The sequence below is a fragment of the Flaviaestuariibacter flavus genome, from assembly GCF_004337505.1.
Classification (GTDB): domain Bacteria; phylum Bacteroidota; class Bacteroidia; order Chitinophagales; family Chitinophagaceae; genus Flavisolibacter; species Flavisolibacter flavus.
This window is the reverse complement of sequence record NZ_SJZI01000002.1, coordinates 308,011-331,807: the sequence shown is the minus strand read 5'-3', so window position 1 is coordinate 331,807 and position 23,797 is coordinate 308,011. Positions and strand designations below refer to the sequence as shown.

The window sequence follows — 23,797 nt, the reverse complement described above, 5'->3', positions numbered from 1 at the left end:
TGCCGGGGTTGCTTGTATTAATGGTGGAGACAACTGGTCAGAAGGTCTTTACGGGCTTCGGCTCCGACTTTACCTTGGATTTTTTCTCCTCGGTCTTTGTCTTCGACTTGCCTTTTTCGTCCTTAATCTTGGTCTTGTTGTCTTCGATCTTCACTTTTACTTTTCCACTGGTGATCGCGTCGGCGAGCTTCACGGCTTCGTAAGCGTTGACCGTGCCGCCCGTGCGGCTCAGCTCGGAGAACGGCACTACGTCCATCTCACCGGGCTTCTTCACTTTCGTGTCGTTCTTCACCACGCTGTTTTCGATAACATATTTCAGCTGGGCGCCGCTCAGGTTCGGGTAGTAACCAAGCACAAAGGCAGCCACGCCGGCCGTTACCGGTGAAGCCATCGACGTACCCGATTCGTTGCCGTATACATTTCCGCCGGGAAGGGTAGAGTAAATGTCGACACCGGGGGCAAAGACATCACTTTCCTTTTTCCCGTAATTGGAGAAGGAAGCTACAAGGCCGCCGTTGGCCGGGTCGCCGCTGGCATTGACGGTGATCCAGGTGCGGGCACGGCTGCTGTCGAGCATCACCGGGGTCGGGAAGTTGTAATCCGAATCCAGGTCCTTGTGCGAGTTGCCCGAAGCATGTACCAGGAGCACGCCTTTGTCCTGCGCATACCGTACCGCGTCGTCGATCCAGTCCTTATGCGGCGAGAAGCTCTTGCCGAAGCTCATATTGATGATCTTCGCGCCGTTATCAACAGCGTAGCGGATGGCCAGCGCGATATCCTTGTCATGCTCGTCGCCATCAGGCACCACCCGCAGGGTCATGATCCGCACGTTGTCGGCGATACCATCGATCCCCTTGCCGTTGCCGCGAACGGCGCCGATAATGCCCGAAACGTGGGTGCCGTGCATCGGCGTGGAGGCCATGATGTCGTTATTGCCGTAGTTAAGATCCTTGAGGTCATTCTCGTTGTCCTTGGTGACGTCGCCCCGGTAGTTCGGCGGGGCCTGGGTGAGGGCATCGCCCTTCCGGAGCTGTCCTTCGAGTTCATCAAGGATCTCGCGGTTGGTGATATCGTACTTGTTGTTCTGTTCCGAGATGCTCATGTAGATCTGGTAAGCCATCTGCGTTTCCTGGCCGGAAGGCTTGTAGTTTTTCAGGTCGTTGCCGGTAAAAACCGGCTTCTTGAGCTCTGCGCCAATCAGCGAATCGCCCCGCTTCAGGATCGGGTACATCCGCTTAAGCATCATTACTTCGTTCGGGTCGGCGTCGCCTTCCACGGATGCTTTCGCGCGCTTCCATTCAGCATACAGCTTCTGGTCGGCAGCCGAGAGCGTGGCGGGATCTGCGCTTTCAAAGCGGCTCTTATACTGGTGGTAAAAGCGGGCGCCTTCGTCGGAATCCACTTTCACGTTGCGGCCATCGCGGCCACCCAGCCAGTTCCAGCCGTGAATGTCATCGGGATAGCCGTTCTTGTCGTCGTCGATGCCATTGCCCGGTATCTCGCGGGGGTTGGTCCAGAGCACGGGGCGCAGGTCTTCGTGGGTAGTGTCGATGCCGGAGTCGATCACAGCCACCACCACCGTCTTGCTGGTGCGGCCTTTCACAAACTGGTAGGCTTTGTCGAGGCTGATGCCATAGTAGCCATCACTTGCCTTGTCTTTGAGGTGCCAGCCGTTGGGAGTGCCTTTCGGCTTGCTCACCATTTCCTGGGCCGATATGGTCAGGGTACTGCCCGTTGCCAGCAGTGCCAGCAGCAGGGATAAGGGTCGATTGTTCATTCAACTCATTAATTAGGCTTTAAAATTAAGGGAAGGCCTTCTAAGGGTTATGTGAAATATGAGAGCCGCCTGGTTTGCCGGGACGGCCTTAACTTGGTATTCGCAAACCCGATCGTCATGCTTCACCAGCAGCCAGAGATCTACCTATACCCGCGTGTTGTCCAGGCGAAGATGTTCATCGACGCAAATTATGCCGACCCGATCGACCTGAAACAGATCGCCGCCGCTGCCCATTTTTCCCGGTTTCACTTTCTCCGGCTGTTCCGGCGTATTTACGGGCGCACGCCCAATCAATACCTGGTACTGACCCGCATCCGGGCCGCCGCACGTTTGCTGGAGGCGGGCCGTCCGGTAGTATCAGCCTGCCACGAAAGCGGCTTTGCAAGCGCAGCAACCTTTGCTACCTTATTCCGTAAACATCGGGGGATTACTCCATCTGCATTCCGTGCGGCTGCGCTCCGGCGCAATGCCGCACTAAAGGCACAACCGCTCGCCTTTGTACCCGCCTGCTTTTCAGATCGTGCAGGGTGGAATCGCAATTTTGAAGAAGGTTCTTAAATGAGCGCTGGTCATCTTTACGTAACAAAAGCGAACCAGATATGATTACCCGAATGAACCACGTCAGCGTCTTTGTCCTTGATCAGGAAAGCGCCTATGATTTTTATGTAAACAAGCTCGGGTTCGACGTGCATACCGATGCCCCGATGGGCCCCGGCGCGCGGTGGCTGACGGTGTGCCCGCCGCAGCAACCGGAGCTCGAAATTTCGCTGATGCCGGTAACCGAGGGGATGTTATTCAAGGGCGAAGCCGCGCAGAAAATGCGCGAGCTTGTAAAAGCAGGCACTTTCGGTTTTGGTGTCTTTGAATGCGACGACCTCCAGGCTTCTTATGAGGAGCTGAGCGCACGAGGCGTTAAGTTTCGCAAACCACCAACACGGGAGTATTATGGTTACGAGGCCTTGTTTGTCGACGATTCCGGCAACTGGTTTTCACTGGGTGAAAAAAAGAAAGGCGAAACTGAACCCTCGTCGTAATTAACCCTTTATTTGGCGCATTCCGGTAGCCCCGGTAGAAAAAGAGTATAATAGGTTTGTGCTATCAAAATCAATCACTATGGCAAATAAGATCTTCGTCAACCTTCCGGTGCAGGACTTACAGAAGTCGATGGACTTTTTCCGGCACCTCGGCTTCGGCTTCAACATGCAGTTCACCAACCATGCGGCCGCCTGCCTCGTGCTCGGCGACAACATCTTTGCGATGCTGCTTACCCACGAGCACTTTGCGGCCTTCACCAAAAAGCCCATTGCCGATGCGCGCCAGACGACGGAGGTGCTCATTGCACTGGATGCCGAAAGCCGGGAGGCAGTAGATACAATGGTACGCCGCGCCGTAGAAGCGGGCGGAACGATCTACGCCGATCCGCAGGATCATGGCTGGATGTACGGACATTCCTTTGCTGACCTCGACGGCCACCAGTGGGAGATCGGGTTTATGGACGAAGCGGCACTGAAGCAAATGATGAATGCGCAGGGCGCTGCTAATGCGGGGGAACTTGCTGCCAATTGACCGTTGATAAGTGTGAAAAATTCCAAAGGCGCTCCGGCGCCTTTTTTTGTTTCGCGGCAAGAGTTAACTTTCCGCCATGCCGGGAGACAAGCAGCCTTCGAAGTTCAAATTGTGGCTCAAACGCATAGGGTGGGCCGGCTTCCTGTTTTTCCTGGTGAAGGGCCTGATCTGGATCGTTGTCTTCCTTTTCTTCAAAGAGAAGCTGTCCAGGTAAAACGGTTCACCGAGCCATTGTTTAAAGGAATATTTTCCGCCGGTCGAAACGTATATATTCCATTTACCTGGAAATAAATGAATTGCAAAGAGGCTGCATACGGCAGCCTCTTTGCAATAACGATTTGATATATATACCCGTAAACTAGAGGTCGAACCGGATGCCCTGTGCCAGCGGCAACTGGGTGCTGTAGTTGATCGTATTCGTCTGCCGGCGCATATAGATCCGCCAGGCGTCCGACCCGCTTTCGCGTCCACCGCCCGTTTCCTTTTCGCCGCCAAAGGCACCGCCGATTTCGGCGCCCGAAGTGCCGATGTTGACATTGGCAATGCCGCAGTCGGAGCCGGCCGAAGAAAGGAAGGTTTCCGCCTCGCGGAGGTTGAGCGTCATGATCGAAGACGAGAGTCCCTGCGGAACGCCGTTCTGGATGGCGATCGCCTCATCAAGCGTTTTGTATTTCATTAGGTACAGGATCGGCGCGAAGGTCTCATGCTGCACGATTTCAAAATGCGGCAATGCTTCTGCCACACAGGGCTTTACATAGCAGCCGCTTTCATAGCCGGCACCTTGGAGCACGCCGCCTTCCACGAGGAAGTTGCCGCCTTCGGCCTTGCACTTTTCAATCGCAGCGAGGTATTGATCAACCGCGGCCCGGTCAATGAGCGGACCCACATGGTTGTTCTGGTCCAGCGGGTCGCCGATGCGCAGTTGCCCATAGGCCGCCACCAGCTTGTTTTTGAACGACTCGTAAATGTCTTCGTGGATAATGAGGCGGCGCGTGGTGGTGCAGCGCTGCCCGGCCGTACCAACTGCGCCGAAAACGCAGCCGACGATGGCAATATCGAAGTCGGCATCCTTCGAAATGATAATGGCGTTGTTGCCGCCCAGCTCGAGCAGGGATCGCCCGAGGCGCGCGCCCACGGCAGCGCCCACCGCCTTGCCCATCCGGGTGGAGCCGGTGGCCGATACCAGCGGAACACGTCCGTCGGCAGCCATGCGCTCACCAAGATCACGCTCGCTGATAACCAGCCCGCAAACGCCTTCCGGAACATTATTTTTCCGGAATACTTCCGCGATGATATTCTGGCAGGCTACGGCGCAAAGCGGTGTTTTTTCGGATGGCTTCCAAACGCATACGTCGCCGCAAACCCAGGCCAGCATCGTATTCCAGCTCCAAACCGCCACCGGGAAGTTGAAGGCAGAGATAATTCCGACGATGCCCAGCGGGTGCCACTGCTCGTACATGCGGTGGCCGGGTCGCTCGCTGTGCATGGTGAGGCCGTGCAGCTGGCGGGAAAGCCCCACCGCGAAGTCGCAGATGTCGATCATTTCCTGCACTTCGCCATAACCTTCCTGGAGGCTTTTGCCCATTTCGTACGACACGAGCTTACCCAATGGCTCCTTGTAACGGCGCAGCGCTTCGCCTACCTGGCGCACGATGTCGCCACGTTTCGGTGAAGGATACATCCGCCATTCTGCAAATGCTTCCTGCGCCTTGCGGATCACCTGTTCATAGGCTGCGTCGTTTGCGAGCTCTACGCACCCGATTTCTTTGCCATCCACCGGCGATACGGAACTGATCTCTTTCCCGCCACCCGGGATCCATTGGGTGCCCGTGCTGGCACCACTGCTCTTCGGCGCGATGCCAAGGGCTTTTAAAATATCCTGCATAACAATCGTGTTTTAAAGTTTCACCTGTATACCACCCTGCCACCAGCGGCCGGGCATCGGCGCACCAAGAAGGTCGCTGTAGGGGCGGTCGAAAATATTATCAGCCTGCACAAAAATGCCAAGCCGCTGCGGCAAGATAAAGAAGTTCACCTTGCCGTTGAGAACGAAGTAGTCGCGCGAAAGTTCTGCTTTGATGGCAGGCGCTTCTGCCGTTGCAGCACGCTGTTTATAGATCGATGTAAAGCCCACCACAAGGCGCGGGCTGTTATACGAAACATGCGCATTAAACAGGTATTTGGCAAAGGACGTCAGGTAAAAACCCGCAACGTCACTATTGTTCTTTGCTTCGGCCCAGGTGAGTCCGGCGGAGCCGTCGATGGAGCGCCCGCTGCCCTTGAGCGGCTGGCGATAGTGGAGGTCGAGCTCGGCACCCGTAATATTTACTGACGCAATATTGCGGGCAAGAGCAAAGCTCCCCGTGGGTGAAAGATTTTCGCGGCGCGGCATATCGGCATAGGCCGTCGGCACGTAGTCGATCAGGCCGCGGTGCCAGCGACGGAAGATGCTGGCTGACACGCGGAAGTTTTTACCGACGAAACGATCCGCGCCAGCTTCGGCAGCGATTGCTTTTTCTGCTTCCAGTGCAGGGTTGCCGATCCGGCCACCGGTTACCAGCAACTTTTCATAATTATTATAGCGTTCGGTAAAGTCGGCGTCGCGGATGGTCTTGCCAACAGATCCGCGCAGCTGCCAGGAGCCGCTGCGATAGGAGAGCGCCAGTTGGGGAACGAGCTCGGCACCGCGGCGCTGGTTCCAGTCGAGGCGCAGGGCAGGCGCCATCGTAAACCTGCCCGCGAGCGTCCAGTTGAGTGCCGTTACACCGGCCAGTTGGTGCTCACCGTGGTTGCCGCGGTCGTTCGAGGAAATGGAGCGGTTGCTGTACTGGATGCCGCTGGTCAGCACCAGGCGCTCTTCGAAGCGGTGCTCGTTGCGCGCGTTGAGCTGTAACAGACCGCTGCGGTTCTCATTGGCCGTAGAAATACTGTTAAACTGGTAGTGGTCGCGCGTGACCTTATAGCCTGCATCGAAGGTAAAGCGGTCTTTAAGGCGCTCCAACGCCAGCGACAGTTGGTTCCAGTAGGTGCGTACCCGCTCGGCGGCGGTGTCGGTTAAAAAGGGTGTGTAGAAATTCTGCGCGGCGAAATCCCGCTCGTCGTAAGAGGAACGGAAGGCGAGCCGCACCTTCGGGGTGAAGAAATAATGCAACCCGAAGGAGGCGGTGTGTACATTGAAACCGCCGCGCGTTCCGCGCTGCTCCGGCCCGTCGCTGTTGTTGCTCAGCAGCCCGCCGCTATAGCCGGTCCGGCCGTCGAAGAAGTGACCTCCGGCCTGTCCATTGAGTGTGCGGTAAGTGCCCGCCCCGGCCTGCGCCTGCAGTCCGCGGCTTGCAAGCCCGGAACTTGCAGCGAATGTTTTGGTGATGATGTGGATGACGCCGCCGACCGCTTCCGAGCCATAAAGCGCGGCGGCCGCGCCCTTGAGCACTTCAATGCGATCGATCTCGGCCGGTGTTACCGGAAAATAAGTGCTGAAATGACCGGAAAAGGGATCATTGAGGCGGATGCCGTCCATGATCACGAGCACCTGCTGGAAGGTGCCGCCGCGCATCACGATATCGCTTTGCGCCCCCATCGGCCCGCGCGCCTGCACTTCTACGCCGGGCACATAGCGCAACAGTTCGTCGATGGAGCTGGCGGGAAGACGCTGCAGCTGCTCGCCGCGCAGCACCTCGATATTGCGGCCGGTGCGGGAAGTTTTAACCGGGTTGTAACCTGACGTAACGGTGACGGGGTCAAGCTCTTTATCGCTTTCCTGGGCCTGTGCGGCCGCCGCTGTCAATACAAGCAGCAGGAGCGAAAGCCCTCTTTTGGATGGGGTCATGTTTTGGCGTTTGCGCGGCGAAGATAGCAGGTCGGTGTGGGATGTCTGATGGCTGATGTCAGATGCCAGATTTTTCGACAAAGACAAGCCTTGTGCTATTTTCGATCAGCGGAACTCGGAACGTTTAATAGGATTCCGCATCGGTGGGGAAGCCGCCGCTCTTTACATCGTCGATATATTGCTTCACCGCACCGGTCACCTGCTCGTGGATGTTCAGGTATTGACGGAGGAAACGCGGACGGAACTCGGTGTTGATGCCGAGCATATCGTGCATCACCAGCACCTGGCCGTCGCAATGGGCGCCGGCGCCGATACCGATTGTGGGCACCTCGAGACTGTCGGAAACTTCCCGGGCCAGTGTGGCCGGGATTTTCTCCAGCACCACGGCAAAGCAGCCGGCATCCTGCAGCAGGAGCGCGTCTTTTTTGAGCTTGTTGGCTTCGGCTTCTTCCTTTGCCCGAACATTATAAGATCCGAATTTGTAGATCGACTGGGGCGTCAGGCCCAGGTGCGCCATGATGGGAATGCCGGCGGAGATGATGCGCTTCACCGAATCAAGGATTTCTTCTCCTCCCTCCATCTTCACGGCGTGCGCGCCGGTCTCTTTCATGATGCGGATGGCCGAAGCGAGTGCGATATCGCCATTTCCCTGGTAAGAACCAAAGGGCATGTCCACTACGATGAGGCAGCGCTTTGCGCCGCGCACAACCGACTGGGCGTGGTAGATCATCTGGTCGAGCGTGATGGGAAGCGTCGTTTCGTGGCCCGCCATCACGTTGGATGCGGAATCGCCCACCAGGATCACATCGATGCCCGCCCCGTCGATCATCCGGGCAAAAGAAAAATCATAGGCGGTCAGCATCGAGATCTTCTGACCGCTGGCCTTCATCTTCTGTAGCGTAGCGGTGGTGATGCGTTTTACTTCGGCGGCAGCAGACATGACTGGTTATTTGCCGCAAGTTAGGGAATGGGCGGATGTGCCTGCTGGATAATGGATGATCAGACCCAACGCACCTGTTCATTCCGGCTCAGTTCATCATACAGCGTATGAATCAGACCGTCCGCCAGGCCGATCTTGGGAACGAAGATCTCGTCGGCATCGGCCCAGCGCATCACGTTGATATAAATCAGCAGCGCGGGAACGATCACGTCGGCGCGGTCCTCGCGAAGCTTGTAAAGCTGCATGCGCTGGCGCAGCGTAAGCGCGCTGAATTCCTTGTAATAATTCCGCAGCCCGTCCAGGTTGAGCGGCTTGCCTTCTTTTCGCTTCGAAAGTGAAAATACCTTGTTGATATTGCCGCCCGAGCCGATGCAGGTCACGTGGTTATGGCCACGCGTGTATTGCTTGATATAGTCCTTCATCTGCTCCCAGGCATCTTTCGGCACCTGGTTTTTCAGCAGGCGGATCGTTCCGATATTAAAGGACTCTTTGAAAAGCAGCCGGCCGTCGCTGAAGAAGGTCAGCTCGGTAGAGCCGCCGCCAACGTCGATGTACAGGTAAGACTCCTGGCTGTTGAGGTTTTCGGCGATGTGGTTCTCATAAACGATACGGGCCTCTTCGCCGCCGGAGATCACCTGGAGCTCGATTCCTGTGCGCCGGCGAATCTCTTCCACTACTTCAGCCGCGTTGGCCGCATCGCGCATCGCCGATGTGGCGGCTGCTTTGAGATGCTTCACACCATACACCTCCATCAGGAGGCGATACGACTCGAGCGTCTTGAGCAGCATCTCGGTACGCTCGGGCGATATCCGACCCGTTTCGAATACGTCGAAGCCGAGGCGCAAGGGCACACGTACGAGGGCCGTCTTGATAAAATCCACTTCACCGCCCGGGGCCTGCACCACATCGGTGATCAGCAGACGGCCGGCATTGCTCCCTATGTCAATTGCTGCCAGTTTCACTTTCCGTAATGATTTTGTTGTGCAAATAATTATAGATCTCCACCTGCGAGCGGATCGGCGGCTGGTGCTCGTGCTGCACGTAGCGATTGCTGAGCGCGTTATCGAGCACGCGGGCTTTGATATTGTCCTGGAGCTGGATGCGGATGATATCCTGCAGTTCCTCTTTGAGGCGCTCGTCGAGAATCGGGCAGGTTGCTTCCACGCGGTGGTCGAGGTTTCGTGTCATCCAGTCGGCCGAGGAGATATAGATCTTTTCCTTACCGTTGTTCAGGAAGATCCAGACGCGCGCATGCTCCAGGTATTCATCCACGATCGAGATCGCCGTCATCGGCTTTGCGAAGCGCTCCTGCTCCGACAGGAGGCAAAAGATACCGCGTATGATGAGCCGTATTTCCACGCCGGCGCGGGCGGCGGCATACAGCGCATCGATGATTTCCTCATCGGAAAGGGAATTCATCTTTGCGGTGATGAGCGCCGGCTTTCCTTTCCGGGCGGCCTTTACTTCATTTTCGATCAGCTTCAGGATCTCTTTACGGGCGAAAACCGGGCTTGGGATGAGGGTTTTACAGGCCTTCAGGAAATGATTGCCCGTCTTGTAATGCTCGATATAATTGAATAGCCGGTTCACATCGGCCATGATGGCGCGGTTGGATGTCAGCAGGCAATGGTCGGCATATACTTTCGATGTGCTTTCATTGAGGTTGCCGGTGCTTACAAAGCCGTAATGAATGATGCGATCGTGGAGGCGCTTGCGGATCAGGCAGATCTTGGCGTGGATCTTCATGTTGGGAATCCCGATCAGCACCTTCACGCCTTCATCTTCGAGGCGTTCTTTCCATTCGAGGTTGGCTTCTTCGTCGAAGCGGGCCTTCAGCTCCAGCATCACCGTCACCTGCTTGCCGTTGCGCACCGCATTGATCAGCGCGTTGACGATCTTGGAGTTTTTGGCGAGTCGATAGGAGGTGAGCTTGATGGTAGTCACATCCGGGTCGATCGCCGCCTCACGCAGCAGGTCGATCACCGGGTTGAAACTGTGGTACGGAAAATTCAGCAGCACATCACGTTCCAGCACCACGTCCGTGGTGCGGCGCCATTCGAGCAGGGGATGCATGAACGGCTTGCGGCGGCTGCTCTTTACGGCAAACACCTCCTGCGGAAAATCCATGAAGTGCCGGAAGTTGTGGATGCGCCCGCCGGGGATAAGATTGTCGCGCTTGGTGAGGTTCATCCGGCGGATAAGGTATTCCAGCAGGCCCGGGTCCATTTCTTTGTCATATACAAAGCGAACCGGCTTGCCCTTGCGACGATTCTTGAGTCCTTTCTCCAGCTTCTGGATCAGGGTAGAGGAGAGGTCGCTTTCGATATCCATCTCCGCGTCTCTTGTTACCTTGAACACATTGGATTGATACTGGTCATAGCCGAAATAGGAAAAGATCGTCGGCAGGTTGGCCCGGATAATATCCTCGAGTAGGATGATGTGCTTTTCGTTATCGGGCGAGGGCAGGATCACGAACCGGTCGTTGAAGCGCGTGGGCACTTCGATCACGGCGTACTTGCGTTGCAGCGCGCTTTCCCTGCGCGACAGCACCACGCCGAGATAAATCGACTTGTCGCGGAGATAGGGAAAGTCGGGGATGCTCTCGATCATGAGCGGGATGACGTTCGGGCTCACCTCGTTGTCGTAATACTCTTCCACGAAAAGCCGCTGTTCTTCGTTGAGCTCTTTTTCATTTACGAGGAAGATCTTCTGTGCCCGCAGCTCCTGCATGATCCCGTCCCAGATGCGGTTGAATTCGCTTTGCTGGTTGAGCACCGTCATCTGGATTTCTTCCAGGATGGCCTCGGGATTGCTTTCGAGGTGCATCCGGGCGCGGGCGCCAAACTGGATCATACGCTTCAGGGTAGCCACGCGGACCCGGAAAAATTCGTCGAGATTATTGGAAAAAATGCCCAGAAACCGGATCCGTTCCGGTAGCGGAACGGTTTCGTCGGCAGCCTCCTGGAGCACGCGACCGTTAAAGGAGAGCCAGCTGATGTCGCGGGGAATTATTTTTCTACGGATCGTACTCATGGGCTTGTCTGTGCTTTCGGGTTATTCTGGAACAATTGTGCCGTTTTCCGGGCTGCGATTCTTATTATGGTGCGACAGGTAGGCAAAACAAAGGAGGCCTACGATCAGTGTTACGAGGGTTTGCACCACCCACAGCAGCCAGCCGAGGGCCACGCCGATGGTGTCTTCGTCGAGTCCATACCAACTCATCAGCTTGCCGATGAGGAGCGGGTAGGCGCCGATGCCGCCGGGCGTCACCACCATCCCGATGCTGCCGAGGGCGAGCGTGGTTAGTCCGCCGTTGATGCCGAGATGCGCGGTCTCCTGGAGCGCATAGATACCCAGCGTCGTCCCGGAGAGGTAGAGGCCCCAGATGAGCATGGTGTGAAACAGAAAACCTGCTTTATTGCGGATAAAGCGGATGCTGCTGAGCCCATGGCCGATCCCGGAGAGCACGCCCCGGATCTTCCCGACGAAGTCGATGTGCGCAAAGCGCTTCATGAAAAAGATGACGCCGCCTACCACAACGGTAATCCCGCCAAGAAGGAAAATCACCTTGCGTGCCGACACGTGACCGCTGCCGTCATTAACGATGTCGGAAAACTTTTCGACGATCGGGGTGGTAATGACATGGCCCTGGAACACGAAGGCGGCAGCAAAAGCCGCCACCAGGCAGATCACGTCGACGGCACGCTCCATTACGATGGTACCAATGAGTTTGTCGACGCGCGTTTTTTCGTAGCGTGCCAGCAGGGTGCATTTCACTACCTCACCGAGACGCGGTACCGCTGCGTTGACGAGGTAGCCGATCATCACCGAAGCAAATACGTTGAAGCGGCTTGGCCGGTAGCCCAGCGGTTCCATGAGGATCCGCCAGCGGAGTGCGCGGCTGTAATGAGCCAGTGTGAGCAGGAGAAAGGCGGGAAGTATGAGCCACTTGCGTGAGCGCTCCACGGCACCCTTGATGGCCTCCCAGTCGTTAGCGTCGATATCCTTGATCGAAAGCCATACGAAGAAGAGCCCCAGCCCCAGGAAAAAGAGATATTGTACGATCGTCAGCACCCGCTTCTTCATACGGCAATTTAAAGCGGGGGAGGAGACAGGCCAACTATTTCGGGTGTGCTTAACGTTTATTTCCCTCACGCGGAAAAACGATCCAGGGCCGGAACGCTTTTGCTTCTTCGAAATCCATCGAGGCGTAGGAGATGATCACCACCACATCGCCGACCATGCCCTTGCGTGCCGCCGGCCCGTTGAGGCAGCAAACGCCGGAGCCGCGCTTGCCTTTGATGAGATAGGTTTCCAGCCGTTCGCCATTGTTGACGTTCACTACCTGCACCTGCTCATTCTCGATCATGTTGGCGGCTTCCATCAGGTCCTCATCGAGCGTAAGCGAACCAACATAGTTGAGATTGGCTTCGGTGATCACGGCACGGTGCACCTTGGATTTTAAAACGGTTACGGTCATAGCGGCGCAAAGTTACGGCCTGAAACGGCAATCGCAACCGGCGGGCTGTTTATTCGATGACCATATTATCGATAAGCCGTACCGGGCCGATCGTGGCCGCTATGAGCGCCACGGCCGGCTTTTGCTTGTTCTCCAGTGGCAGCAATGTTTCGGGGGCACAGATGGCTACATAGTCGACCCGGAATCCGTCGGAACGAAGGGATTCGGTTGCCGCTTGTTCCAATGCCCGGTTGTCGTTGCTGTCAAACCCGGTACGGATGCGGTCGAGGGCACGCGAGAGGGCGAGGGCGGCGCTGCGTTGCGCGGGGCTGAGGCGCAGGTTGCGGCTGCTCATCGCCAGACCGTCTTCTTCACGCATCGTTGGTACAATGACCAGCTCCGTTTTACCCTGGCGACCGGTGAGCTCCAGCAGGCGCCTGACCACCATGCATTGCTGGAAATCCTTCTGGCCCAGGTAGAGGCGGTCGGGAGCAACGAGGTCGAGCAGGCGGTCTACCACCTGGCATACCCCCTGGAAATGCCCCGGCCGGAAGGCGCCTTCCAGGACGGTCTCGACGGGCCCCAGATCGTAGTGCCGCTTCACATGGCCCGCCGGATATACTTCGGCAACCGGGGGCAGAAAGAGGACGTCGCAGCCCGCGGTCAGCAGTTGCTCCACGTCGGCGTCGATCGTACTGGGGTAGTTGGTGAAGTCGTCGGGATTATTGAATTGCGTCGGGTTGACGAAGATGCTGCAGACGGTTACTGCGTTGGCGGCGCGGGCTTCCCGGATCAGCGAAAGGTGCCCGGGATGCAGGGCGCCCATTGTCGGTACAAAACCGATCGTTTGGCCGCCGGCGCGGCTTTGCGACAGGAACTCGGAAAGATCGCGGGCAGTTTTAAAAATATACATGGGAAAAGCAGGATTCAGGATTCCGGCGGCTTTGCCGGGAAAATGTTACCTTTGCACACCTTTTTTATCAGGCTTTAAACCGGGTTTACAATGTCAGCAAAGAAAAGAATTTTATTTATTGCCAACGAGATGTCGCCCTACCTGGAGTTGACCGAGTTCTCCGAGATCGTCAACCGACTCGCGATCAAGGCGAATGACAACGGTTTCGAGGTACGCTGCATCATGCCCCGTTTTGGCACCATCAACGAGCGCCGGCACCGCCTGCACGAAGTGGTGCGCCTCTCTGGCATCAACGTGTCGGTCGACAACGAAGACTTCCCGCTGCAGATCAAGGTAGCCTCGCTTCCGAACGCCCGTCTGCAGGTTTACTTCCTCGACAACGAAGACCTGTTCAAGCGCAAGTTCGTCTTCACCGATGAAAACGAGCAGTGGTACGACGACAACGCCCTGCGCACCGTGTTCTTCTGCAAAGGCGCGCTGGAAACGGTAAAGAAATTCGGCTGGCCCCCGGACATCATCCACTGCAGTGGCTGGATGACCTCCCTGATCCCGGCATACCTGAAGACCGTATATAAGAAAGAACCCGTTTTCGCGCACAGCAAAGTGGTCTTTACCATCGGTGAGAATACGTTTGAAGAAAGCCTTGGCGACGACTTCGTTCAAAAGGCACTGATCCACGCGTCGCTGAAGGAGAAAGACCTCGACGTATTCAAGGAGGCCACCAATACGGCGCTTTTCCGTGGCGGCGCAACGCATGCCGATGCCATCACCTTCGGATCCGAGCAGATCGATCCGGCTTTGGCGAGCGCCTTCTCCAAGGTGCGTGGCAAGAAGACCCTGCCCTATAATGCAGAGTCTGATTTAACAGACTATTTACAGTTGTATGTCGACCTTGCGGGTAAGTAAGAAGACCTCCATCCGACATTAAAAACGAACAAAATTTCCGCGTGAAGAATTACAGACGGCTGCTGCTCGGCACGGCCATGGTGCTCACCTTTGGAATCGGTATCGAATCGTGCAGAAAGATCAATGAGGCAACCGACCTGGGCGGCGGGCTTATCCCGGCAGTAGATAACATCAACACCTTTGCAGACACCCTCGATGTAAATATCGCGAACGAAGACTGGTCGGATTCGACCGTCCTTTATTCCAACGACGAACTGGCCCTGGGTACGATTTCCAACGACCCGGAGTTCGGAAACTCGAAAGCAAATATTTATTTCAACTTCGGCCCCAAAGCCTTTGATGTATATCCTTTCTACAATAAGGACTCCCTGGTATCGGCCACCACACCTGGTGTGCTATACGATTCGGCCTTTTTGAATATCGGTTATACAAGCATTTACGGTGACTCTGCAATCGAGCAGGGCGTGAAGCTTTACGAGATCGCGGCCAATTCCGGCTTTAACGATAGCAGCTATTATTCCACGAAGGCGCCCGACTTTGCCGTTAATGGCAGCGAACTGGGTGCAGTCTCTTATACTCCGGGTAAGTTGAAAGACTCGCAGCGTATCATCCGCAGGCGCGATACGACGTTTGTGACGGGGACGCTGCGTATCCGCCTCAACGATGCCAATGGTCGTAACTTCGTAAACCGCCTGATCAACGCAGATCCTTCGCTGGTCTATGGCGACCGTGCTTCTTTCTTCCGCAACTTCCCGGGCCTGGCCCTCCGCACCGACGAGACCAGGGGTAATGCGTTCACCTACTTCAACCTAGTAGATACGTTGCGCACCAAGCTCACAGTGTACTACACTACCAAGCGCGATGGTATCACCGATACGACTTCCGTCAATTTCTACCATGGTGTTTTTGGCGGTGGTTTTGTCAATACCGGCGCCGGCGTGAAGCCTCGCGGCAGCCAGGCCAACGTGATCCGCCGCCGCAACAACGGCAATGGCGGCAACTGGCTTACCTACCTTAACTCCGGCCTGCAGGACCGCGTGTTCGTGCAGTCGGATCCCGGCTCGCAAACCATCATTACCATTCCCGGCCTTACCGGTTATTCGAACCGCGTTATCCACCGGGCTGAGCTGATCGCAACGCGCCTTCACACCGTCAACGAGGATCGCCTGGCTGCACCGCCGTTCCTGTATCTGACCCGAACAACCACCGGCCGCGATACACTCACCATTGCCGATGACTCGCTTTCGGTGAACCCCTCCACAGGTGCCATCGCTGCTTCGCTTTTCGGCGGCGCGCTCCAGGGCGACGACACCTACCGTTTCAATATCTCCCGCCACGTTCAGAATATTGTTCAGGGCCGTGCACCGAATACGAAGCTGAAGCTTTTTGCTCCCTTCCGGTACACGGTTGCCGACAACCGCTTCTCAGGAAGAACGCGCACGTTCAACATCGTTCCCCGTATCGGCTATGGCCGCGTGGTGCTTGCCGGCCCCACCAACGCCAACCCTCAGGTAAGAATGCGGGTGCGCGTTGTCTGGTCCCGTATTTAGAGACGCATATTTTTGACAGGGTGCTATATTTGCACCCTGTTTTATTTTTCAGAACCTTAAACAATCCAGCCACTCATGCCTTATCTGTTTACTTCGGAGAGCGTGTCGGAAGGCCACCCCGACAAAGTCGCCGACCAGATCTCCGACGCCCTCATCGACCATTTCCTTGCCTTTGATCCGCAATCGAAGGTGGCTTGCGAAACGCTTGTCACCACCGGACAGGTAGTGCTGGCGGGCGAGGTGAAGTCGAAGGCTTATCTCGACGTACAGGAAATCGCGCGCGGCGTTATCCGTAAGATCGGCTATACCAAGAGCGAGTACATGTTCGAAGCCAACTCCTGCGGTATCCTTTCGGCTATCCACGAACAGTCTTCCGATATCAACCAGGGTGTTGACCGCCAGAAGAAAGAAGAACAGGGCGCCGGCGACCAGGGGATGATGTTCGGTTATGCATCCAATGAAACCGAAGACTTCATGCCGCTCGCGCTTGACCTTGCCCACAAGCTGCTGATCGAACTGGCCGCCCTCCGCCGCGAAAACAAGGCGATCAAATACCTGCGCCCCGACGCCAAGAGCCAGGTGACCCTTGAGTATGACGATAACAACCGTCCGGTGCGTATCGATGCCATCGTGGTATCGACGCAGCACGACGACTTCGATACCGAAAAGAAGATGGCCGAGCAGATCCGCAAGGACATCATCAACATTCTCATCCCGCGGGTAAAGACGAAGTACAAAAAGTACGCGAAACTGTTCAACAACGATATCAAGTACCACATCAATCCCACGGGCAAGTTCGTGATCGGCGGCCCGCACGGCGACACCGGCCTCACCGGCCGTAAGATCATCGTAGACACTTACGGTGGTAAAGGTGCCCACGGCGGCGGTGCTTTCTCCGGAAAGGATCCTTCCAAGGTTGACCGCTCGGCGGCCTATGCAACCCGTCACATCGCCAAGAACCTCGTAGCCGCCGGCCTCTGCGATGAGGTGCTGGTGCAGGTATCCTACGCTATCGGCGTGGCCCAGCCCACCTCGATCAACGTAAACACCTATGGCACTGCCAAGGTGGAGCTGACCGACGCGGAGATCGCCGAGATCGTTGCGGGCATTTTCGATATGCGTCCTTACTTTATCGAGCAGCGCCTGAAGCTGCGCAACCCGATCTACAGCGAAACCGCTGCCTATGGTCACATGGGTCGCCAGCCGCAGGTGGTAACAAAGGAGTTCGTTCAGCCGGGTGGTAAAACCATCCAGAAGAAAGTGGAACTCTTTACCTGGGAAAAACTCGACTACGTACCCAAGGTAAAAAAAGCCTTCGGTATCTGATACGAAAGCCTCCGCAAGGAGGCTTTTTTGTTAAGTGGTTAATTAGTCTTTTGGTTAATTGGTAACTTGTACGCTACCACGTTCATTACCGCATTACCGCATTACCGCATTACCGCATTACCGCATTACCCCGCATTACCCCGCATTACCGCATTACCGCATTAATCTTCGCGTACCTTTGACGCGTGAAAAATTTCCGCTCCCCGCAACGACCGAAAAAGAATATGCTGCTGGCAGGCCGGACGGCCATCCTCCAGGCATTGGAAGAAGGCCGCTCTCTTGACCGTATTTTCCTGCAAAAGAACGCCCCGGCACAGCTGCAGGGCGAAATGCGGAAGGCTTCCGAAAAGTTCGGTGTGCCGGTAAATTATGTTCCGGTAGAAAAGCTCAATGGCTTCAACCTGGGCGATCACGGCGGCTGTGTGGCGCTCATTTCCCGGGTGCTCTACCAGGACCTGCAGGAAGTGATTTCCTGGGTGGTGGAAAAAGGAGAGACGCCGCTGTTTCTTATCCTCGATGGCGTGACCGATATCCGCAATATCGGCGGCATCGCCCGCACGGCATGGAGTATGGGTGTTCAGGCCCTCATCATCCCCGACAAAGGCGTTGGCGCCCTCAATGAAGACGCCATGCTCACATCGGCCGGCGCACTGGAGCAGATCACCGTTTGCCGGGTCAACAGCCTCATGAAGGCAGTGGACGAACTGCGGCTCAACGGCATCCGCGTTCTGGCATCCGAAATGGAAGCCGCAACCACGATTTTCGACATCGATTTCAAGGAGCCCGTGGCGATTGTAATGGGCGGGGAGGAGCGTGGCATTCACCCGGCGCTGCGTAAGATCTGCGACGAGCAGTTCAGGATCCCGATGCCCACCAGCTTTGAGTCGCTCAACGTTTCGGTTGCCACCGGTATGATCCTCTACGAAGCCATGAAACAGCGCCTACAAAATAATTGATCCACCATGACGCAAAGACCGCTGAAGCTTGTTGAGTGCCCGCGCGACGCCATGCAGGGCTGGAAGACCTTCATCCCGACGGAAGAAAAGATCCGCTACATCAACCGGCTCCTGCAGGTGGGCTTCGACACGATCGATTTCGGATCCTTTGTTTCGCCGAAAGCCATTCCCCAGATGGCCGATACCGCCGCCGTGCTTGAGGGACTTCGCCTGGAGACAAGTAATTCGAAGCTGCTGGCCATCGTCGCCAATACACGCGGCGCGGAAACGGCCGTCGCCCTGGCGCCGGTGCGCTATCTCGGCTTTCCGTTTTCGGTGTCTGAAACCTTTCAGCAGCGCAATACAAATGCAACCATTGCCGAGGGAATGGAGCGGGTGCGCGAGATTCAGCACCTCTGCGTCGCCAACGGCAAGGAGCTTGTCGTCTATATCTCGATGGGTTTTGGTAATCCTTATGGTGATCCGTGGAGCGAAGAAATCGTGTTCGACTGGGTGGCCCGTATCGTGGCCCTTGGCGTGCCGGTGATATCGCTGGCCGACACAGTAGGCGTAGCAACGCCGGAGCAGATCGGGCGGATTACAAAGTACCTGGTGGATGCGCTGCCCGGCACCGAGATCGGTGTGCACCTGCATGCCACCGCTGAAGGCTGGCGCGAGAAAGTAACCGCCGCCTATGATGCCGGCTGCCGCCGCTTCGATGGTGCGCTGAAGGGTATCGGCGGCTGTCCGATGGCCAACGACGAACTCGTGGGCAACATGAATACCGAATGGCTTATCTCGTATTTTGAAGAAAAAGGACACAGCCTCGGCCTCGACAAGGCTGCCTTACAGGACAGCCTCCGGATGGCCGGCGAAATCTTCGTGTAGATGGAACTGATGCTGCCCGTAAATATCCCCGATCCCGGCGTCCGGCTGCATCCCGGCGCGTCGATCCTTTCAATCGGATCCTGTTTTACCGAACACATCGGCACAGCGCTGCAGGAACTGAAATTCCGCGTGCTCCAGAACCCTTCGGGTATTTTGTTCGATCCCGTTTCGGTATGCCGGAGCCTGCAGTCGTACCTGCAGCCGCAACCTTATTCGGAAGCCGACGTTTTCTACCTGAACGAAGCCTGGCATAGCTGGAATCACCATGGGCGCTTTTCCGGCACCGACCGGGATGCCGTGATCGGAAGCCTCAATGCGGCACAGGCGGAGGCCCATGAATTCCTGAAATCGGCCGGCTGGCTGATCATCACCCTGGGCTCTTCGTTCAGCTACCGGCTGGCAGACGAAGACACAAGGCCTGCGCAACCCCTCGCTGCAGGCGGCGGCGTGGCCAACTGCCACCGCGCGCCGGCGGGCTGGTTTCGCAAGCACCTGCTCACGATCGACGAAACTGTGTCGGCCCTCGACAACACGCTGCACATGCTCTTTCGCTTCAACCCGGCACTGCGCATCATCTTCACCATTTCACCGGTGCGTCATATCCGCGACGGGGTAGTGGAGAACAACAGGAGCAAGGCGCGCCTCCTGGAAGCGGTGCATCACCTGGTGGGCAAATTCGATAAGCTTTATTATTTCCCTTCGTATGAGTTGGTCGTCGACATTTTGCGCGATTACCGTTTTTACGCGGAAGACCTCGTGCATCCGAATTACCTGGCTACCGGCTTTGTGCTCGAGCATTTCCTGAAAACATATGTGTCGGAGGAGGACCGTAAGCTGCTGGAAGAGATCCGCAGGCTGAATATCGCGCGGAAGCACAAGCCTTCCTTCCCGGATACGGAAGCCCACCAGAAGTTTCTCGCCGCCCATCTCGAAAAGGCAACACGGCTGCAGGCCACCTGGCCCTCCCTGGATTTCCAAAAAGAGATTCAATATTTCGGAAACACAGACCTGGATCCCGGACCCGAACAGGGAGCTTAGTGGATCCGGTCGCCCCGTACTTCCAGGTTCCGGATCACTCCGGCTTCGAACTGGAGCCACTCTGCCCAGCGATCGCGGACGCGTTCCTTCGGAAAGCGCGCTTCGGCAAGGCCTATGAAGAGCGTATAGTGGCCTGCTTCACTTTCCATGAAACGCCGGTAAAACTTTCGTAGCTGTTCGTCGGCGAGCCCCTCGCTGAGCCGCTTGAAACGCTCACAGCTGCGCGCTTCCACCATCGCCATGAAAAGCATCTGGTCGAGGTAGCGCTCCTCCACGCGTCCCGCTTTTTTGGCAAATTCAAGCAGGCGGCCCACATATTCGTCCTTTCGCTGTCGTCCCAGCCGGAGCCCCCGTCGTCTGAGTTCGGCAACCACCAGGCGAAAATGGCCCCATTCCTCGCTGGCTACGGGTGACAAGGCCGTTACCAGTTCCTCGTACTCACAGAAGCGCTGGACCAGGGAGATGCAGGTGATGGCGGCCTTTTGCTCGCACCAGGCATGGTCGGTAAGGATCGCTTCAAGCGAAAGGGCGGCCAGGTCAACCCAGCGCGGGTCGGTAGGGAGTTTGAGGCCAAGGATGGCCCGGGTATCATCGGAATAAGGTTCCATGAACGAAAGGTTCTGGGTTTTAGGGTACTGTGGCCCGGAGTTAAGAATAGGGGAGGACCGGCAATTTCCGGACTTTGGGGCTGATTTTGAGGGTCTTTTAAAGCGAAACTTGTCTCGTTTACGCAATTCCCCTACCTTTGCAGCCAAAATAAGTAAACGTTTGGGTATCCAATGGGGATACCTCCAAAATTTCAAAAAATGCCGTTAGCAAAAGAAAAGAAGGCCGCCATCATCTCCCAGTACGGCGGCAATGCACAGAACACCGGTTCTATTGAAGGTCAGATCGCGCTCATCACGGAGCGTATGGCCCAGATCTCTGCCCACCTGCAGCAGAACAAAAAAGATTTCTCTACCCACCGTGGTCTCATGCAGCTCGTAGGTAAGCGCCGTCGCCTGCTGAACTACCTGCAAAAGCACAACCTGGAAGGCTACCGCTCTCTCATTGAGAAGCTGGGTATCCGTAAATAAGTTAAAGCCCCTCCCGACCCTCCCGTGTCCGGGAGGGCTTTTTTCTTTTAAGGCCCCCTGCCTTCGTGCCCGCGTGCGCGCCACTTTCAACTCCGTTTGGAGCCCGCCTACCTCTGAGAAACACTCCAAACATTAAATTCTTCAGCTTTATGTTGACCCAAAAATTTTCCCGCACATTTGATATCGGTGGTGGCCGCGAGGTGACCATCGAGACGGGACGCCTCGCCCGCCAGGCCGACGGCTCCGTTACCGTCCGCTGCGGCAACAGCGTACTCCTCGCCACCGTGGTGGCCACCGAGGAGCCCAAGCCCGGCCAGTCCTTCTTCCCCCTCTCCGTAGACTATATGGAGAAGTTCGCCTCCGCCGGCCGCATCCCCGGCTCGTTCTTCAAGCGCGAAGGCCGCCTCAACGATTACGAGGTGCTTACTTCCCGCCTCGTTGACCGCGCCCTGCGCCCCCTCTTCCCCGAAGACTATTTCTGCGAAGTACAGGTAATCATCACGCTCGTTTCTTCCGACCCGGAAGTTATGCCCGACGCGATGGCCTGCCTCGCCGCCTCCGCCGCCCTTGCCGTTTCCACCGTGCCCATCCAGGAGATCATCTCCGAAGTACGCGTGAGCCGCATCAATGGCGAATACATCATCAACCCCACGCGCTCGCAGATGGAGCAGTCCGATATGGACTTCATTATCGCCGCCACCGAGAAGAACATCATGATGGTGGAAGGTGAAGCCAAGGAGTGCAGCGAAGAAGACCTCGTGAAGGTGATCGAGCTCGCCCACGAAGCCATCAAGGTCCAGATCAAGGCCCAGGAAGAACTCCGCGACATGGTTGGTGTCGGCCCCAAGCGCGACTACCCCAAACCCCAGCACGACGAAGAGCTGCGTGCCCGCGTGAACGCCCTCGGCGAAAAGCGCATGGCCGAGATCGCCCGCGCCAACGAGCCCAAGGCCCAGCGCAAGGAATCCTACAAAAAAGTAAAAGAAGAAGTAACCGCCGCCATCAAGGCCGAGACACTCCTGCCCGAAGGCGGCGAGCTGCCCGAGCTGACCAAGAAGCTGATCGGCGATTACCTCAGCGACCTGCAATACCATACCGTACGCGATATGATCCTGAACGACCGGGTACGCCTCGACGGCCGCTCGCTCGACCAGGTACGCCCGCTCGATATGGAAGTAGACGTGCTCCCCGGTCCCCACGGCTCGGCGCTGTTCACCCGCGGTGAAACCCAGTCGCTGACCACCGTAACCCTCGGCACGCCCCTCGACGAGCTGCTCATCGAAAGCGCCGCCAAGTCGGACTACTCCAAGTTCATCCTCCACTACAACTTCCCCCCGTTCTCTACAGGTGAGGTGAAGTTCCTCCGCGGCCCCGGCCGCCGCGAGGTAGGCCACGGCAACCTGGCCCTCCGCTCGCTGAAGCAGATGATGCCCGGTGGCGAGTACAGCTACACCGTGCGCGTGGTGAGCGACATCCTCGAATCCAACGGCTCCTCATCGATGGCAACGGTTTGCGCCGGCTGTCTCGCCCTGATGGATGCCGGTGTTCCCTTCCGCAAGCACGTTTCGGGTGTGGCCATGGGTCTCATCACGAAAGGCGATAAATACGCAATCCTGACCGATATCCTGGGTGATGAAGACCACCTCGGCGACATGGACTTCAAAGTAACCGGTACCCGCGATGGTATCTGCGGTGTGCAGATGGACATCAAGGTGGACGGTCTTTCGATGGACGTGATGCGCGCTGCCCTCGAGCAGGCCCGCCAGGGACGGATGCACATCCTCGAAGCCATGGAACGCTGCCTGCCGGCCGCACGCGAAGACGTGAAGCCGCATGCACCGCGCACCGTGAAGATCTTCATCGACCGCGAGTTCATCGGCGCGGTGATCGGGCCCGGCGGCAAGATCATCCAGCAGATCCAGCGCGAAACCGGTACGACAATCAACATCGAAGAAAAGAACGACCAGGGCGAGGTAGCCATCTTCGGCGCCGTGAAAGAAGGCGTAGACAAGGCACTGGCCTGGGTGAAAGGTATCGTGGAAGTACCCGAAGAGGGCGGCGAATACGAAGGCAAAGTGATGTCCATCATGCCGTATGGCGCCTTTGTTGAATTCATGCCCGGCAAGCAGGGCCTCATGCACATCTCCGAAGTGAGCTGGAAGCGTCTTGAAACGCTCGACGGCGTGCTCAACGAAGGCGATATGGTGAAGATCAAGCTGATCGGCGTAGACCAGAAGACCGGTAAATTCAAGCTGAGCCGCAAGGCCCTGCTTCCGAAGCCCGAAGGTCACGTGGAGCAGGAGCGTCGCGAGCGCCCGGAACGCGGTGATCGTCGTGATGACCGTGGAGGTGATCGCCGCGACCGCGGGGACCGCCGCGATGATCGACGTGGCGACCGTCGTGATGACCGTGGCGGAGACCGCCGCAGCGAGCGCAACGACCGCCGCGAAGAGCGTCGCGAGGCCCGCAGCGGTGACGGCGACAACCAACCGCAGCGCGAAAGCGAAGGCAACGCCTCCCAGCAGCAACAGCAGCCGGAGCAGCCCCAGCAAAGCCATCCCGAGCTTGGTCCCGATGACCTGCTCTGATTGATGATA

Annotated in this window: 22 protein-coding genes; 12 read left to right on the top strand and 10 right to left on the bottom strand. The window is 56.9% G+C overall.

Annotated elements, in window-relative coordinates; translation table 11 throughout:
• Positions 1-37: 37 nt before the first annotated feature.
• Positions 38-1,777, bottom strand: a complete 1,740-nt coding sequence (locus EPD60_RS02115; protein WP_131446365.1) for a S8 family serine peptidase — start codon at positions 1,775-1,777, stop codon at positions 38-40.
• Between the two features lie 117 nt (positions 1,778-1,894).
• Here EPD60_RS02115 and EPD60_RS02110 point away from each other — a divergent pair, with 117 nt between their 5' ends.
• From EPD60_RS02110 to EPD60_RS16780, 4 genes are all read left to right on the top strand, one after another.
• Complete coding sequence (locus tag EPD60_RS02110; RefSeq protein ID WP_131446363.1) at positions 1,895-2,335, top strand: AraC family transcriptional regulator; 441 nt, start codon at positions 1,895-1,897, stop codon at positions 2,333-2,335.
• A 41-nt stretch (positions 2,336-2,376) separates the two neighbouring features.
• On the top strand, positions 2,377-2,811 hold the full coding sequence (locus EPD60_RS02105) for a VOC family protein (protein WP_131446361.1): 435 nt from the start codon (positions 2,377-2,379) through the stop codon (positions 2,809-2,811).
• Positions 2,812-2,890: 79 nt separating this feature from the next.
• Positions 2,891-3,343, top strand: a complete 453-nt coding sequence (locus EPD60_RS02100; protein WP_131446359.1) for a VOC family protein — start codon at positions 2,891-2,893, stop codon at positions 3,341-3,343.
• A 76-nt stretch (positions 3,344-3,419) separates the two neighbouring features.
• Complete coding sequence (locus EPD60_RS16780) at positions 3,420-3,557, top strand: hypothetical protein (protein WP_165871371.1); 138 nt, start codon at positions 3,420-3,422, stop codon at positions 3,555-3,557.
• A gap of 144 nt (positions 3,558-3,701) precedes the next feature.
• Here the strand turns inward: EPD60_RS16780 and amaB are convergent, their stop codons facing one another.
• From amaB to panC, 8 genes are all read right to left on the bottom strand, one after another.
• On the bottom strand, positions 3,702-5,228 hold the full coding sequence (amaB, locus tag EPD60_RS02095) for an L-piperidine-6-carboxylate dehydrogenase (protein ID WP_131446357.1): 1,527 nt from the start codon (positions 5,226-5,228) through the stop codon (positions 3,702-3,704).
• Positions 5,229-5,240: 12 nt separating this feature from the next.
• Complete coding sequence (locus EPD60_RS02090) at positions 5,241-7,169, bottom strand: TonB-dependent receptor plug domain-containing protein (RefSeq protein WP_131446355.1); 1,929 nt, start codon at positions 7,167-7,169, stop codon at positions 5,241-5,243.
• A 124-nt stretch (positions 7,170-7,293) separates the two neighbouring features.
• On the bottom strand, positions 7,294-8,109 hold the full coding sequence (gene panB, locus EPD60_RS02085; protein ID WP_131446353.1) for a 3-methyl-2-oxobutanoate hydroxymethyltransferase: 816 nt from the start codon (positions 8,107-8,109) through the stop codon (positions 7,294-7,296).
• 59 nt (positions 8,110-8,168) lie between these two features.
• Positions 8,169-9,071, bottom strand: a complete 903-nt coding sequence (locus EPD60_RS02080) for a Ppx/GppA phosphatase family protein (protein WP_131446351.1) — start codon at positions 9,069-9,071, stop codon at positions 8,169-8,171.
• On the bottom strand, positions 9,052-11,142 hold the full coding sequence (ppk1, locus tag EPD60_RS02075) for a polyphosphate kinase 1 (protein ID WP_131446349.1): 2,091 nt from the start codon (positions 11,140-11,142) through the stop codon (positions 9,052-9,054). Before ppk1 ends, EPD60_RS02080 begins: the two co-directional genes overlap by 20 nt.
• Positions 11,143-11,163: 21 nt before the next feature.
• Positions 11,164-12,195 carry a lysylphosphatidylglycerol synthase transmembrane domain-containing protein gene (locus EPD60_RS02070; RefSeq protein ID WP_131446347.1) on the bottom strand — a complete coding sequence of 344 codons (1,032 nt, stop codon included), beginning with the start codon at positions 12,193-12,195 and terminating at the stop codon, positions 11,164-11,166.
• A 49-nt stretch (positions 12,196-12,244) separates the two neighbouring features.
• The gene (gene panD / locus EPD60_RS02065) at positions 12,245-12,589 is read right to left on the bottom strand and encodes an aspartate 1-decarboxylase (RefSeq protein ID WP_131446345.1); all 345 of its coding nucleotides are present in this window, start codon (positions 12,587-12,589) and stop codon (positions 12,245-12,247) included.
• Positions 12,590-12,638: 49 nt separating this feature from the next.
• Complete coding sequence (gene panC / locus EPD60_RS02060) at positions 12,639-13,481, bottom strand: pantoate--beta-alanine ligase (RefSeq protein WP_131446343.1); 843 nt, start codon at positions 13,479-13,481, stop codon at positions 12,639-12,641.
• A 90-nt stretch (positions 13,482-13,571) separates the two neighbouring features.
• On the opposite strand from panC, the gene EPD60_RS02055 reads away from it, so the two are divergent.
• The 6 genes from EPD60_RS02055 (at position 13,572) to EPD60_RS02030 (ending at position 20,124) form a co-directional block, all read left to right on the top strand.
• Complete coding sequence (locus EPD60_RS02055; RefSeq protein WP_131446341.1) at positions 13,572-14,387, top strand: glycogen/starch synthase; 816 nt, start codon at positions 13,572-13,574, stop codon at positions 14,385-14,387.
• Positions 14,388-14,428: 41 nt separating this feature from the next.
• Positions 14,429-15,937 carry a DUF4270 family protein gene (locus EPD60_RS02050; protein WP_131446339.1) on the top strand — a complete coding sequence of 503 codons (1,509 nt, stop codon included), beginning with the start codon at positions 14,429-14,431 and terminating at the stop codon, positions 15,935-15,937.
• 75 nt (positions 15,938-16,012) lie between these two features.
• Positions 16,013-17,263, top strand: a complete 1,251-nt coding sequence (gene metK / locus EPD60_RS02045; protein ID WP_131446337.1) for a methionine adenosyltransferase — start codon at positions 16,013-16,015, stop codon at positions 17,261-17,263.
• Positions 17,264-17,448: 185 nt separating this feature from the next.
• Entirely contained in the window at positions 17,449-18,219 is a 771-nt protein-coding gene (gene rlmB, locus EPD60_RS02040; protein ID WP_243647741.1) for a 23S rRNA (guanosine(2251)-2'-O)-methyltransferase RlmB, read from the top strand.
• A gap of 6 nt (positions 18,220-18,225) precedes the next feature.
• Positions 18,226-19,086 (top strand): hydroxymethylglutaryl-CoA lyase, encoded by an 861-nt coding sequence (locus EPD60_RS02035; protein WP_131446335.1) that lies wholly within the window; start codon positions 18,226-18,228, stop codon positions 19,084-19,086.
• The gene (locus tag EPD60_RS02030) at positions 19,087-20,124 is read left to right on the top strand and encodes a GSCFA domain-containing protein (RefSeq protein WP_131446333.1); all 1,038 of its coding nucleotides are present in this window, start codon (positions 19,087-19,089) and stop codon (positions 20,122-20,124) included.
• Here EPD60_RS02030 and EPD60_RS02025 read toward each other — a convergent pair.
• The gene (locus EPD60_RS02025; RefSeq protein WP_131446331.1) at positions 20,121-20,732 is read right to left on the bottom strand and encodes a MiaE family protein; all 612 of its coding nucleotides are present in this window, start codon (positions 20,730-20,732) and stop codon (positions 20,121-20,123) included. The genes EPD60_RS02030 and EPD60_RS02025 overlap by 4 nt on opposite strands.
• A 198-nt stretch (positions 20,733-20,930) precedes the next feature.
• Here EPD60_RS02025 and rpsO point away from each other — a divergent pair, with 198 nt between their 5' ends.
• The gene (gene rpsO / locus EPD60_RS02020) at positions 20,931-21,200 is read left to right on the top strand and encodes a 30S ribosomal protein S15 (protein ID WP_131446329.1); all 270 of its coding nucleotides are present in this window, start codon (positions 20,931-20,933) and stop codon (positions 21,198-21,200) included.
• 149 nt (positions 21,201-21,349) lie between these two features.
• Positions 21,350-23,788, top strand: coding sequence for a polyribonucleotide nucleotidyltransferase (pnp, locus tag EPD60_RS02015; RefSeq protein WP_131446326.1), 2,439 nt, complete (start codon positions 21,350-21,352; stop codon positions 23,786-23,788).
• Positions 23,789-23,797: the final 9 nt, after the last annotated feature.

What these genes read in the sequence shown, in the direction of transcription:
- EPD60_RS02035 (WP_131446335.1), top strand. Translation starts at nt 18,226, where the DNA reads ATGACGCAAAGACCGCTGAAGCTTGTTGAGTGCCCGCGCGACGCCATG.
- ppk1 (WP_131446349.1), bottom strand. Translation starts at nt 11,142, where the DNA reads ATGAGTACGATCCGTAGAAAAATAATTCCCCGCGACATCAGCTGGCTC.
- EPD60_RS02115 (WP_131446365.1), bottom strand. Translation starts at nt 1,777, where the DNA reads ATGAACAATCGACCCTTATCCCTGCTGCTGGCACTGCTGGCAACGGGC.
- EPD60_RS02105 (WP_131446361.1), top strand. Translation starts at nt 2,377, where the DNA reads ATGATTACCCGAATGAACCACGTCAGCGTCTTTGTCCTTGATCAGGAA.
- EPD60_RS02070 (WP_131446347.1), bottom strand. Translation starts at nt 12,195, where the DNA reads ATGAAGAAGCGGGTGCTGACGATCGTACAATATCTCTTTTTCCTGGGG.
- EPD60_RS02090 (WP_131446355.1), bottom strand. Translation starts at nt 7,169, where the DNA reads ATGACCCCATCCAAAAGAGGGCTTTCGCTCCTGCTGCTTGTATTGACA.
- EPD60_RS02100 (WP_131446359.1), top strand. Translation starts at nt 2,891, where the DNA reads ATGGCAAATAAGATCTTCGTCAACCTTCCGGTGCAGGACTTACAGAAG.
- EPD60_RS02030 (WP_131446333.1), top strand. Translation starts at nt 19,087, where the DNA reads ATGGAACTGATGCTGCCCGTAAATATCCCCGATCCCGGCGTCCGGCTG.
- rpsO (WP_131446329.1), top strand. Translation starts at nt 20,931, where the DNA reads ATGCCGTTAGCAAAAGAAAAGAAGGCCGCCATCATCTCCCAGTACGGC.
- pnp (WP_131446326.1), top strand. Translation starts at nt 21,350, where the DNA reads ATGTTGACCCAAAAATTTTCCCGCACATTTGATATCGGTGGTGGCCGC.
- panD (WP_131446345.1), bottom strand. Translation starts at nt 12,589, where the DNA reads ATGACCGTAACCGTTTTAAAATCCAAGGTGCACCGTGCCGTGATCACC.
- metK (WP_131446337.1), top strand. Translation starts at nt 16,013, where the DNA reads ATGCCTTATCTGTTTACTTCGGAGAGCGTGTCGGAAGGCCACCCCGAC.
- EPD60_RS02055 (WP_131446341.1), top strand. Translation starts at nt 13,572, where the DNA reads ATGTCAGCAAAGAAAAGAATTTTATTTATTGCCAACGAGATGTCGCCC.
- EPD60_RS02110 (WP_131446363.1), top strand. Translation starts at nt 1,895, where the DNA reads ATGCTTCACCAGCAGCCAGAGATCTACCTATACCCGCGTGTTGTCCAG.
- EPD60_RS16780 (WP_165871371.1), top strand. Translation starts at nt 3,420, where the DNA reads ATGCCGGGAGACAAGCAGCCTTCGAAGTTCAAATTGTGGCTCAAACGC.
- panB (WP_131446353.1), bottom strand. Translation starts at nt 8,109, where the DNA reads ATGTCTGCTGCCGCCGAAGTAAAACGCATCACCACCGCTACGCTACAG.
- EPD60_RS02025 (WP_131446331.1), bottom strand. Translation starts at nt 20,732, where the DNA reads ATGGAACCTTATTCCGATGATACCCGGGCCATCCTTGGCCTCAAACTC.
- panC (WP_131446343.1), bottom strand. Translation starts at nt 13,481, where the DNA reads ATGTATATTTTTAAAACTGCCCGCGATCTTTCCGAGTTCCTGTCGCAA.
- amaB (WP_131446357.1), bottom strand. Translation starts at nt 5,228, where the DNA reads ATGCAGGATATTTTAAAAGCCCTTGGCATCGCGCCGAAGAGCAGTGGT.